We start from the raw sequence: 11,710 nt of genomic DNA on the forward strand, positions 1-11,710 counted from the left end.
GGGGGCTGGACCGGGGTGGCCGCCGTGGACGGCGGCCACCCCGCGAGCGGGAGCGCTCAGCCGATCTGGTTGGCGAGGTCCTTCGAGGCGCTCTCCCAGGCCTGGGCCGGGGCCACGCCGTTGGTCTCCACCGACAGCAGCGCCTGCACGAGGGCCGACTTCACCACGGCGTCCTCCTCGCCCAGGACCTGGGTGGGGGCCTTCTCGGCCGCGTCGGAGAAGATCTGGCCGATGGGCGCGCCCTGGAAGTACTCGTCGGTGGCGCTGGAGACGAGGTCGAAGGCCTTGGTGTTGGACGGGAAGTTCCCGGCCGTCTCGAAGACCTTCGCCTGCTGCTCGGGGTCGGTCAGCCAGGTGATGAGCTCGGCCGCGGCCTCCTTGTTGTCGCTGGAGGCGGGGATGCCCAGGTACGCGCCGCCCCAGTTGCCGCCGGCGCCGCCGGGCAGCGAGGTGACGTTCCACTTGCCGGAGCCGGCGTCGCCGGCCTTGCCCTTGATGTAGCCGACCATCCAGGCCGGGCAGGCGATGGTGGCGAAGGTGCCGGCGCCGAAACCGGTGTCCCAGGCCGGGTCCTCGAACTGCTCCAGCTTGGCGGTCAGGCCCTCCGCGGCCGCGGCGGCGGAGGTGTCGAAGGCCTGCTTGACCGCGGGGTTGCTGTCCCAGACCAGCTCGCCGGCCTGGTCGTAGTAGATCTCCTCCTCGGTGGAGACGATCGCGTTGTAGAAGCCGCCGGCCGAGTCCATCCACGCCGCACCCGCGGGCGCCTTGGCCTTGAACTCGCGGCCGAGGGCGACGTAGTCGTCCCAGCTGGTCATCCGGGCGGCCAGCTGCGCGGGGTCGGTGGGCAGGCCCGCCTGCTGGAGCAGGTCGCTGCGGTAGCACAGGCCCATGGGGCCGATGTCGGTGCCCAGGCCGAGGACCTTGCCGTCCTCGGTGGTGGCGGCGGCGGACTTCCACTCGGGGTAGTTCGCGACCTGGTCGGCCGCCGCGGTGGTCTTCAGGTCGGTCCACTTCGCGCCCTGGTTGGCGACGACGTCGGCGATGCGCCCGACCTCGATGCCCTGGACGTCGGCGGCGCCGTTGCCGGAGGCCAGCTTGGTCTGCAGGGCGGGCCAGTAGTTGTTCTCGCCCTGGGTGGACTCGTACTTGATGCTGATGTCGGGGTTCAGCTGCTGGTACTCGTCGAAGAGGCCGGCCTCCTCGTACCCGAAGGTGCCGAAGAGGCTGACCGTGACCTGGGTCTTGCCGTCGGCCGCGGCCGCGTCGGCCGAGCCGGCGTCGCTGGTGCTGCAGGAGCTGAGCAGCAGCGCTCCGCTGACGGAGGCCGCGAGGGCGGCGAGCGTGGTCTTGCGGACTGTCGACATGGGGGACTCCTCGGGCCTCGCCGTGGTCGGCGGATCGACGTTGATCGGTGGGCCGTTGAGAGCGCTCTCGCGGTGGTCACGACCTCCGTGAGAGCGCTCTCAAGGGGTTCGCACAGCGTGGACCCAGCGGGGACCCGCTGTCAATGCCCGTGTCGAAACCGTTGTCGAACGCCCTGCGGGCGGCCCGGGACGGCCTCAGGTGGTCGCGCGCTCCACCAGCGTCGTGCCGGCCACGACCGGCCCCTCGACGCCCTCGCCGTCCACCAGCCGCAGCAGCATCCGCGCCAGCTCCCGGCCCATCTCCACCACCGGCTGGCGCACCGTGGTCAGCGGCGGCGTGGCCGCGGCCGCCAGCGGCGCGTCGTCGAAGCCGACCACCCGCACCCGCTCGGGCACCGCCAGCCCGGCCGCGGCCAGCGCCTGCAGCGCACCGGCCGCCATGAGGTCGTTGGCCGCGAAGATGCCGTCCAGGTCCGGGTGGCGCGCCAGCAGCTCCTGGGTGGCGGCCCGGCCGCCCGCCACGGTGAAGTCCCCGCTGGCCGCCAGCTGCGCGCCGTAGCGGCGGTGGTGGGCGCGCAGCTCGGTGCGGAAGCCCTCCAGGCGGTCCTGGCCCACCCGCATGTCCATCGGGCCGGTCACCGTCACCACGCGCCGGCAGCCGCGCTCCAGCAGGTGCCGGGTGGCGGTGCGGGCACCCCCGACGTTGTCGGCCGACACGTACGGCACGCTCGAGGAGTCCTCGAAGGGGCGTCCGGACATGACCACCGGGATCCCGGCGTCGACCAGGTGCTGCGGCAGCGGGTCCGGGCCGTGCACGGAGACGAGGATCGCCCCGTCGACGTGACCGCTGCGCGCGTAGCGCTCGAAGCGCTCGCGCTCGCGGGCGGTGGAGAGCACCACGAGGACGAGCTGCACCTCGCGCTCGGCCAGCACCGCCTGCGCACCGCTGAGCACCAGCGGGAAGTAGGAGTCGGCGAAGAAGCGCTCGACGGGCTCGACGACGACCAGGGCCATCGAGCCGCTGCGGCGGGTGACCAGCGAGCGGGCGGCCTGGTTGGGCACGTAGGACAGTTCCGAGGCGGCGCGCAGCACCGCCTCGCGGGCGCTGTCGCTGACGCGGCCGTACCCGGCCAGCACGCGTCCGGCCGTCGCCCGGGAGACGCCGGCGCGGGCGGCGACGGACTCCAGGGTCGGGGCGCTCGGGCTCGTCACGGGTGCCTCCAGCCGTCGGGGCCCCGGCCGACCGGCCGGGCCACGGCGCCCATCCTGGCAGAGCCGGCGGGCGTTCCCGGGTCCTCGGCCGCGAGCCCGGCGCGCGCACCGCCAGCGCCCCCGCCCGCTAGGGTGCCGCGCGTGCGGCCCCGCGCTCCCAGCCTCCCCGACGTCGAGCTGCGGCCCTGGCGGCCGCAGGAGGCCGACCGGCTCTTCGACCTGCTGCGCCGCGAGGAGGTCACCCGCTGGTTCGGGGAGGCCTCGCGCGCACCGCTGCGGCACGTCGACGAGGCCGCCGAGCGCATCGGGCGCTGGGCGCAGCGGACCGCCGCGCCGCTGGGCACGTGGGCGATCACGGCACCCGGGCGCCCCGACCCGCTCGGCAGCGCGCTGCTCTTCGAGGCGCCGAACGCCCTGCACGGGGAGGTGGAGGTCGGCTGGTACCTGCATCCCGACGCCGTCGGGCACGGCTACGCGGCCGCGGCCGCCCGGCGCGCCGCGCAGGACGCCTTCGCCGCGGGGGTGGCGGAGGTGTGGGCGCTCACCTCCGTCGACAACCTGCGCAGCCGCGCCACCTGCGCGCGCGTCGGGATGCGCGACCTCGGCGTCGTCGACGGGTTGTGGCACGACGGGCGCTCGCAGCTGTTCGTGCTCTCCCCCGCCGACCTGCCCGCCCCCTGAACCCGCCGTCTCCCACCGGGTCCCGGCGGGAGACGGCGGGAGACGGCGGCGGGCGGGCGGCGGCCTCAGTCGGCCGAGCCGGGCTCGGCGAGCTTGCCCTGGGCCTTGGCCAGCGGCGCGTTGGGCACGAGGTTGGCCGTGGCGCCCTGCAGCTTGGTGCCCAGCGAACCCGTGACGACGTGGTCGCGGCCCTTGCGCAGCGCCTTGAACGCCTGCTCGGCCACCGTCGCCGGGTCGTCCTTGGCGCTCGTGTTCGCCATCTTCGTGTCCTCCATGCCGGCCCGCTCGAAGAACTCGGTGTCGGTGGGGCCGGGCAGGAAGGCCGTCACGGTGACGCCCCGCTGGTCCAGCTCCTGGCGCAGCGACTGCGCCAGCGACTGCACGAACGCCTTCGTCGCCCCGTAGACCGCCTGGTAGGGCGCGGGCACGCGCGCGGCCAGCGAGGAGGTGAACAGCAGCTCGCCGGAACCGCGCTGCGCCATGGGGCGCGCCGCGAGCTTGGCCAGGTGCACGTACGAGACGACGTTGAGGTCGATCATGCGCAGCTCGTCGGCCAGGTCGGTGTCGACGAACTCACCGCCGACGCCCACGCCGGCGTGCAGGGCGACGGCGTCCACCTGCCGGCCGCCGGCGGTCGCCGTGGTCCACAGCCGCTCCACGCCCTCGGCGGTCGCCAGGTCCACCTGGACGGCGTCCACGCGCGCCCCCTCGCCCGCCAGCTCGGCGGGGACGGCGCCGATGCGCTCGTCCTCGGCCGCGACGAGGAGGTCGTAGCCGCCGGCGGCGAAGCGCCGGGCCAGTTCCAGGCCGATGCCGGTGGAGGCGCCGGTGACGACGGCGAAGGGACGCGTCTGCTCGCTGCTCTCGCTCATGGCCTCCTCCTGCCCACGACGGCGCGGATCATGCGCGGGTCGTGGGCGGACGGGTCGGCAGGTGGCTCGGCAGGTGGCTCGGCAGGTGGCTCAGCAGGTGGCGACGAAGCGCTGCAGGACCCGCACGCCGAACTCCAGCGCGTCCACGGGCACGCGCTCGTCGACGCCGTGGAACATGCCCGCGAAGTCCATGCCCGCCGGCAGCCGCAGCGGGGCGAAGCCGTACCCGCGGATGCCCAGGTGGGAGAAGGACTTGTTGTCCGTGCCGCCCGACAGGCAGTACGGCAGCACCTTCGCGCCCGGGTCCTCGGCCTCCAGCGCGGCGCGCATGCGGTCCACCAGCGGCGCCGCGTAGTCGGTCTCCAGCGCGACGCTGTGGTTGACGACCTCCACGTCGACCCGCTCGCCCGCCAGCTCGCGGATCGTGGCCATCAGCTCCTCCTGGCGGCCGGGCAGGAAGCGGCAGTCGACGAGGGCGCTGGCCGTCCCGGGGATGACGTTGTGCTTGTAGCCGGCCTCCAGGACCGTCGGGTTCGCCGTGTTCTGCAGCGTCGCCCCCACCCAGCGCGCCGTCGTGCCCAGCGTGGCCAGCAGCGCCGAGGGGTCGTCCTCGTCGAAGCGGACGCCGGTGATCTCCGAGACGCCCCGGAGGAACTCGCGCACCGTCGCGGTGTACTCCAGCGGCCACACGTGCTCGCCGATGCGCGTCACCGCCGCGCACAGGCGCGTCACCGCGTTGTCGGTGCCGACCTGCGAGCCGTGGCCGGCGCGCCCGTGCGCCACCAGCCGCAGCCACGCCAGCCCCTTCTCGGCCGTCTGCAGCAGGTAGGCGCGCTGGCCGTCGAGGTCGACGGAGAAGCCGCCGACCTCGCTGACGGCCTCGGTGACGCCCTCGAAGAGCTCGGGGCGGTGGTGCACCAGCCACTCGGCGCCCTGCACCCCGGCCGCCTCCTCGTCGGCCAGGAAGGCCACGACGAGGTCGCGCGGGGGCCTGGTGCCGGTGCGGGCCATGTCGCGCACGACCGCCAGCACCATGGCGTCCATGTCCTTCATGTCCACCGCGCCGCGGCCCCACAGGCAGCCGTCGGCGATCTCGCCCGAGAAGGGGTCGACCTTCCAGTCCGCGGCCCGCGCCGGCACCACGTCCAGGTGCCCGTGCAGCAGCAGCGCGCCGCGCTCGGCGGTGCCGTGCTCGTCGCCGGGGATGCGCACGACGACGTTGCCGCGACCGGGGAAGCCCTCGACGTACTCCGGCTGCAGGCCGACCTCGTGCAGCAGCTGCGCCACGTGCTCGGCCGCGGCCCGCTCGCCCGGTCCCGAGCCGTCGCCGTAGTTGGAGGTGTCGATGCGCAGCAGGTCCCGGCACAGGTCCACGACCTCCGCCTGCGCCGCGCCGCCGGTGCTGCCGCCCGTGTCGCCGTCCGTCCCGCCCGTGGTGTTCGCGCTCACCTGCGTCACCGTACGGGGTGCCCGGCGCGGTAGCGTCCGGGTGCCATGGAGAGCCTTCGCGCGGATCCGGGGACGGACCCGGAGGCCGACTGGTCGCTGGAGGCCCCCCGCGGGCTCACCGACACCGTGCACGACGCCCTCCTCGAGCTGCTGATGGACCGCTCCCTGCTGCCCGGCTCGGCGCTGCGCACCCAGGCGCTCGCGGACCGCCTGGGGGTCTCGGCGACCCCGGTGCGCGAGGCGCTGGCCCGCCTGGAGGGCTCGGGGCTGGTGGTGCGCTCGGCGCGCCGGGGCTACCGGGCGGCGCCGCTGCTGAGCGACGAGGAGCTGGCGCAGCTGGTCGACGTGCGCCTGCTGGTGGAGCCGGGCAACGCCGAGCGCGCCTGCGCCCGCGCCGACGACGCCTTCGTGGGGCGGCTGTGGGCGGCCGTGGAGGCCCAGCGCAGCGCGCCCACCGGTCCCGGGTACACCGGCTTCAAGCACTACCTGGAGGCCGACTGGTCCTTCCACGAGCTGGTCGCCGAGGGCACCGGCAACCCGTTCATCGTGCGGACCCTGGACTCCTTCCGCGGCTTCGTGCAGCGCCTGCACCAGGTCGAGGAGCGGGTCAGCGACGCCGACGAGAGCGTGGCCGAGCACGAGGCGATCGTGCGGGCCTTCGAGCGGCGCGACCCCGCGGCGGCGGGGGCGGCCATGCGCCGGCACCTGCAGGGCGTGCTGACCCGCGCGGTCGAGGCCGCCGGGACGGCGGACGGGTGACCGGCCGGCGGCGGCACTCGCCAAGCGCCGTGATTTTCTATAGAATCGCACCGACGGACGACTTCTGGAGTGAGACGTGAGCGACGACGCGCAGTCCCCCCGCCCGAGCACGCCCGGCACGAGCGTGTTCGACGGCTACCCCGACGTGCTGACGCGGGAGAACTGGCCGATCACCGTGCCGATGATGCCGCACCCCCACGTGCTGGCCGACGGCACGACGGTGCAGGACCAGCCGGCCGAGGGGTGGGCCGCCACGCTGGAGGTCATGGTCGACGCCGGGTACACGAGCATCGACCCCACCGACACCTGGATCCGGATCGCGGACCTGTCCCCGGAGCGGCTGCAGGAGTTCGCCCGCACCGTGCGCGCCGCGGGCCTGAGCATCCCGGCGTTCTCGACCTCGCGCCGCAGCGTCATGGACCACGAGAAGGCCGAGGAGAACCTGGCCTACTCCCACCGCGCCATCGACGCGTGCGCCGCCATCGGCATCCCGCTGGTCAACTTCGGCTTCATGCGCGGCTTCACCCCCGCCCAGGCGAAGGCGCTGTGGTTCTGGCTGGAGCCGGGCTACTCCGACGACTTCTCCGACGAGGCCCGCGCGCTCGCCGTCTCCCGCATCCAGGAGCTGGCCCGGCACGCCCAGGAGGTCGGGGTGCAGATCGCGCTGGAGATGTACGAGGACACCTACCTCGGCACCGCCGACTCGGCCGTGCGGTTCATCCACGAGGTGGGCTACGACAACGTCGGCCTCAACCCGGACTTCGGCAACATCCTGCGCCTGCACCGCCCGGTGGAGCCGTGGGAGGAGATCGCGGCGAAGATGCTGCCGCACACCAACTACTGGCACCTGAAGAACTACTACCGCGACGAGGAGCCCTCGACGGGCTCGGTGCGCACGCACCCGGCGCCGCTGGAGTTCGGCACCATCAACTACCGCAAGGCGATCGGCATCGCGCTGGAGTCCGGCTTCCGCGGCGCCTTCTGCGTGGAGCACTACGGCGGCGACAGCATCAGCGTGGGCGCCACCAACCGCGAGTACATCCGGCGCGTGCTGCCCAAGCAGACCCCGCACACCCCGTTCCGCACCCTCTGAGCGATCGAAGGAGACCGTTCGACATGACGAAGATCTTCGGGAACCCGGCCTCGTTCGTCGACGACGCCATGGCGGGGTTCGTCGACCTGTACTCGCAGTACGTGCAGCCGGTGCCGCACGGGGTGGTCCGCTCCACCGCCACCCCCGAGGGCAAGGTCGCGGTGATCGCCGGCGGCGGCTCCGGGCACTACCCCGCCTTCGCCGGCTACGTCGGCCCGGGCCTGGCCGACGCCGCCGTGTGCGGCAACGTCTTCGCCTCCCCCTCCACCCGCTGGGTCTACGACGTGGCCAAGGCCGCCAACCGCGGCGGCGGCGTCGTCCTGGGCTTCGGCAACTACGCCGGCGACATCCTCAACTTCGGCCTGGCCGCCGAGCGCCTGCGCTCGGAGGGCATCCCCGCCGAGCTCATCGTCGTCACCGACGACGTCGCCTCCGAGGGCCAGGGCGCCAACGGCCAGCGCCGCGGCATCGCCGGCGACGTCGTCGCCTTCAAGATCGCCGGTGCGGCCGCCGAGGCCGGCTACGACTTCGAGGGCGTCGTGCGCGCCGCGCGCCGCGCCAACGACCTCACCCGCTCCATGGGCATCGCCTTCGCCGGCTGCACCCTGCCCGGCGAGAGCGAGCCGCTGTTCACCGTCACGCCCGGCCACATGGGCGTCGGCCTCGGCATCCACGGCGAGCCGGGCATCTCCGAGGAGCCCATCGGCTCCCCCGAGGAGATCGCCGAGCTGCTGGTGGGCAAGGTGCTGGACGGCAAGCCCGAGGGCGCCCCGGAGACCGGGCGCATCACCGTGCTCGTCAACGGCCTGGGTTCCACCAAGTACGAGGAGCTGTTCCTGCTCTACGCCCCCATCGCGGCCCGGCTGCGCGCGGCCGGCTACGAGATCGTCGCCCCGCAGGTCGGCGAGCTCGTCACCAGCCTGGACATGGCCGGCGCCTCGCTGACGGTCACCTGGCTGGACGAGGAGCTGGAGACGCTGTGGACGGCGCCGGCCCAGTGCCCGGCGATGTCGGTGGGCGCCACCATCGAGACCACCCCCGCCCCGCGCTACGAGGCCCCCGAGGAGCAGGTCGCCGACTACTCCGGCACCCCCGAGGCCGCGCAGCGGGCCGGCCAGAAGGTGGCCTCCCTCATCGAGGCCGTGCGCGAGGTCCTCGAGGACGCCGAGGCCGAGCTGGGGCGCATCGACGCCATCGCCGGCGACGGCGACCACGGCACCGGCATGGTCAACGGCTCGGTGGCCGCCGCGCAGGCCGCCCGCGCGGCCGCCGACGCCGGGGCGGGCGCCGCCTCGACGCTGGCCGCGGCCGGGGGCGCCTGGGCCGACCGCGCCGGCGGCACCTCCGGCGTCATCTGGGGCGTGCTGCTGCACGCCTTCGCCGACCAGCTGGGTGACGAGGGCGCCCCGAGCGCGCAGCAGGTCGCCGCCGGCGCCACCGCGTCGGTGGAGGCCGTGCAGCGCCTGGCGGGCGCGCGGGTGGGCAACAAGACCATGCTGGACGCGCAGGTCCCCTTCGCCGAGACGCTCGCCGAGCGCATCGGCGCCGGGGACGACCTGAAGACCGCCTTCACCACCGCCGCCCGGGCCGCCACCGAGGCCGCCGAGGCCACCAAGGACCTGCGTCCGCAGATCGGCCGGGCCCGCCCGCTGGCCGAGCGCTCGCTGGGCCACCCCGACGCCGGCGCCGTCTCCCTGGCGCTGGTGACCCGCACCGTCGCCGAGCAGCTCTGAGCGTCCGGGGCTGCGAGCGCCCCGACCGCACGTCCGACACCGACACCGACACCACGACCAGGAGGAACACCGTGAGCGATCTGCAGTGGCGCGTCGTCGTCGCCTCCGACGACGCCGGCCTGTCCTACAAGGAGGCCATCAAGGCCGACCTGCTGAAGGACCCCCGCGTCAAGGAGGTCATCGACGTCGGCGTCAACGGCGACGAGGGCACCGCCTACCCGCACGTGGCCGTCGCCGCGGCCCGCAAGATCGCCGCCGGTGACGCCGACCGCGGCATCCTCGTGTGCGGCACCGGCATGGGCGTGGCCATCAGCGCCAACAAGGTCCCCGGCATCCGCGCCTCGGTGGCCCACGACTCCTTCTCCGTGGAGCGCCTGGTGCTCTCCAACGACGCGCAGGTGCTCACGCTCGGCGAGCGCGTCATCGGCAAGGAGCTGGCGCGCCGGCTGGCCAAGGAGTTCCTGGGCTACGTCTTCGACCCCGGCAGCCACTCCAAGGAGAAGGTCGACGCCATCACGGCCTACGAGACCGGCGCGGGCTACGACGCCGACGACGAGGCCGGTACCGTCAGCTCCTGCTGACAGACCGCGCCGACGCTGGAGCCTGAACCACATGACGAACCGTCCCCGCCCGCTCGTCGGGGTCAGCCTCAAGATGTACTTCTCGCTGGCCCGCACCCGCAGCTACCTCGCCGACGTCGCCGCCCTCGGCCCCGACGTCGCGGCGAGCGGCGTGGACGCGTTCGTCGTCCCGGACTTCCTCAACATCACCACGGGCATCGACCTGCTGCGCGGCACCGGCATCGCCGTCGGCGCGCAGGACGCCTCGTGGGAGGACTTCGGGGCGCTGACCGGTGAGGTCTCCCCCGCCGCCCTGCGCGAGGCCGGTGCCCGCTTCGTGGAGATCGGCCACGCCGAGCGGCGGCGGATGTTCGCCGAGGACGACATCGTGACCGCCCGCAAGGCGGCCGCGGCGGCCCGCAACGGCCTGGTCCCGCTCATCTGCATCGGCGAGAACGTGCGCATCGACGTCGACGACGCGGCGCGCACCACCATCAGCCAGGTCCTCGCAGCGCTGGAGGACGTCCCCGACGACGCCGAGGTCGCGATCGGCTACGAGCCCAACTGGGCCATCGGGCAGACCGAGCCCGCGCCGCCGGAGCACGTCGTCGGCGTCACGACCCGCCTGCGCGAGGCGCTCTCGCACCGCCGCGGGCGCACCCGCATCCTCTACGGCGGCAGCGCCGGCCCCGGGCTCTTCAGCCAGGTGGCCGACGGCGTCGACGGCCTGTTCCTCGGCCGCTTCGCCCACGACGTCGCCAACTTCCGCGCGGTGATCGAGGAGATCGCCTCGCACCCGCTCAACGCAGACCACTCCGACGAGTCCGCGGCCGACCGCGCCTGACGCGGCCCGCCCCCTCGCCGGGAGCACCCACCACCTCAGGAGACTCCCGTGCCCACCGCACCCCGCACCGACAAGATCACCAAGGTCGCCCAGATCGGCACCGGCTACATGGGCGGCGGCATCGCCCAGTCGCTGGCCCTGGCCGGCAACGACGTGTGGCTGGCCGACGCCGACAAGGAGTCGACCCAGCGCAACTACGAGCGGCTGCTGAAGGAGTCCGAGCTCTTCGAGGCGCAGGGCCTGTTCGCCCCGGGCAGCACCGAGGTCCTCAAGGAGAAGTTCCACCCGGCGGACTCCATCGAGGAGGCCGTCGCGGACGTGCACTTCGTCGAGGAGGCCGTCTTCGAGGACCCGCAGGTCAAGAAGGACGTCCTCTCGCGCGTCGAGAAGGCCGTCACACCCGGCACGATCATCGGCACCAACACCTCCACCATCCCGGTGAAGGTGCTGGCGGAGGCGTTCGAGGACGCCTCGCTCTTCCTCACCGTGCACTTCTCCAACCCGGCCCCGTTCATCCCGGGCGTCGAGCTGGTCACCGGCGAGGCGACCGACCCGGCCGTGCTGCCGATCATCGACGAGCTGCTCACCCGCGCCGGCCGTCGCGGCGCGCAGGTGAAGGACGTGCCGGGCTTCGTCCTCAACCGCCTGCAGTACGTGCTGCTGAAGGAGGCCATGACGGTCGTCGAGGAGGGCGTGGCCACCCCCGCCGACGTCGACACCATCGTCTCCACGACCTTCGGCTTCCGCCTGCCCTTCTTCGGGCCGTTCGCGATCGCCGACATGGCCGGCCTGGACGTCTACGCCAAGGGCTTCAAGGTCCTCGAGGGCCACTTCGGCGAGCGGATGTCCGCTCCGCAGAACCTCACCGAGCTCGTGGCGGCCGGCAAGTACGGCACCAAGACCGGCTCGGGCTTCCTGGAGCTGGAGCCGGAGAAGCTGGCCGCGCTCATCGACTACCGCAACAAGGCGTACCAGAAGATGGGCGAGCTGCTCGCCGAGCTCGGGCCGTCCCCGCTGGCGGAGTGACCCGCGGCCGGCCGCGGCCGGCAGCAGGCTGAGACCCGGCCACGATCCACGACGATCCACCACGACGGCCGCCCCGGGAGCTCCCGGGGCGGCCGTCGTCGTCCGCGCCGCCCCGGG

11 protein-coding genes are annotated in these 11,710 nt (G+C 73.9%); 7 read left to right on the plus strand and 4 right to left on the minus strand.

Annotated elements, in window-relative coordinates; translation table 11 throughout:
• Positions 1-56: 56 nt before the first annotated feature.
• Both GTQ99_RS12785 and GTQ99_RS12790 read right to left on the minus strand, forming a co-directional pair.
• Positions 57-1,364: an ABC transporter substrate-binding protein gene (locus GTQ99_RS12785; protein ID WP_166616119.1), complete on the minus strand. Its 1,308-nt coding sequence runs from the start codon at positions 1,362-1,364 to the stop codon at positions 57-59.
• Between the two features lie 195 nt (positions 1,365-1,559).
• The gene (locus GTQ99_RS12790; protein ID WP_166616120.1) at positions 1,560-2,576 is read right to left on the minus strand and encodes a substrate-binding domain-containing protein; all 1,017 of its coding nucleotides are present in this window, start codon (positions 2,574-2,576) and stop codon (positions 1,560-1,562) included.
• A 141-nt stretch (positions 2,577-2,717) separates the two neighbouring features.
• Between GTQ99_RS12790 and GTQ99_RS12795 the strand changes: the two genes are divergently transcribed.
• A complete protein-coding gene (locus tag GTQ99_RS12795) occupies positions 2,718-3,257 on the plus strand; it encodes a GNAT family N-acetyltransferase (protein ID WP_166616121.1) in 540 nt (179 codons plus the stop codon).
• Positions 3,258-3,322: 65 nt separating this feature from the next.
• Here GTQ99_RS12795 and GTQ99_RS12800 read toward each other — a convergent pair whose 3' ends face one another.
• The gene (locus GTQ99_RS12800; protein WP_166616122.1) at positions 3,323-4,129 is read right to left on the minus strand and encodes an SDR family NAD(P)-dependent oxidoreductase; all 807 of its coding nucleotides are present in this window, start codon (positions 4,127-4,129) and stop codon (positions 3,323-3,325) included.
• A gap of 90 nt (positions 4,130-4,219) precedes the next feature.
• A complete protein-coding gene (locus tag GTQ99_RS12805; RefSeq protein ID WP_166616123.1) occupies positions 4,220-5,578 on the minus strand; it encodes a M20/M25/M40 family metallo-hydrolase in 1,359 nt (452 codons plus the stop codon).
• 45 nt (positions 5,579-5,623) lie between these two features.
• Here GTQ99_RS12805 and GTQ99_RS26115 point away from each other — a divergent pair, with 45 nt between their 5' ends.
• The 6 genes from GTQ99_RS26115 (at position 5,624) to GTQ99_RS12835 (ending at position 11,593) form a co-directional block, all read left to right on the plus strand.
• Complete coding sequence (locus GTQ99_RS26115) at positions 5,624-6,337, plus strand: GntR family transcriptional regulator (protein ID WP_166616124.1); 714 nt, start codon at positions 5,624-5,626, stop codon at positions 6,335-6,337.
• 181 nt (positions 6,338-6,518) lie between these two features.
• Positions 6,519-7,430 (plus strand): sugar phosphate isomerase/epimerase family protein, encoded by a 912-nt coding sequence (locus GTQ99_RS12815; RefSeq protein ID WP_166616128.1) that lies wholly within the window; start codon positions 6,519-6,521, stop codon positions 7,428-7,430.
• Positions 7,431-7,453: 23 nt separating this feature from the next.
• Positions 7,454-9,163: a dihydroxyacetone kinase family protein gene (locus GTQ99_RS12820; RefSeq protein ID WP_166616125.1), complete on the plus strand. Its 1,710-nt coding sequence runs from the start codon at positions 7,454-7,456 to the stop codon at positions 9,161-9,163.
• A gap of 71 nt (positions 9,164-9,234) precedes the next feature.
• The gene (locus tag GTQ99_RS12825; protein ID WP_338074962.1) at positions 9,235-9,744 is read left to right on the plus strand and encodes a ribose-5-phosphate isomerase; all 510 of its coding nucleotides are present in this window, start codon (positions 9,235-9,237) and stop codon (positions 9,742-9,744) included.
• 31 nt (positions 9,745-9,775) lie between these two features.
• Positions 9,776-10,567, plus strand: a complete 792-nt coding sequence (locus tag GTQ99_RS12830) for a triose-phosphate isomerase family protein (protein ID WP_166616126.1) — start codon at positions 9,776-9,778, stop codon at positions 10,565-10,567.
• 48 nt (positions 10,568-10,615) lie between these two features.
• Positions 10,616-11,593 carry a 3-hydroxyacyl-CoA dehydrogenase NAD-binding domain-containing protein gene (locus tag GTQ99_RS12835; protein ID WP_166616127.1) on the plus strand — a complete coding sequence of 326 codons (978 nt, stop codon included), beginning with the start codon at positions 10,616-10,618 and terminating at the stop codon, positions 11,591-11,593.
• The last annotated feature ends 117 nt before the right edge of the window (positions 11,594-11,710 follow it).

Origin of the sequence: Kineococcus vitellinus (assembly GCF_009906315.1) — a bacterium.
Classification (GTDB): domain Bacteria; phylum Actinomycetota; class Actinomycetes; order Actinomycetales; family Kineococcaceae; genus Kineococcus; species Kineococcus vitellinus.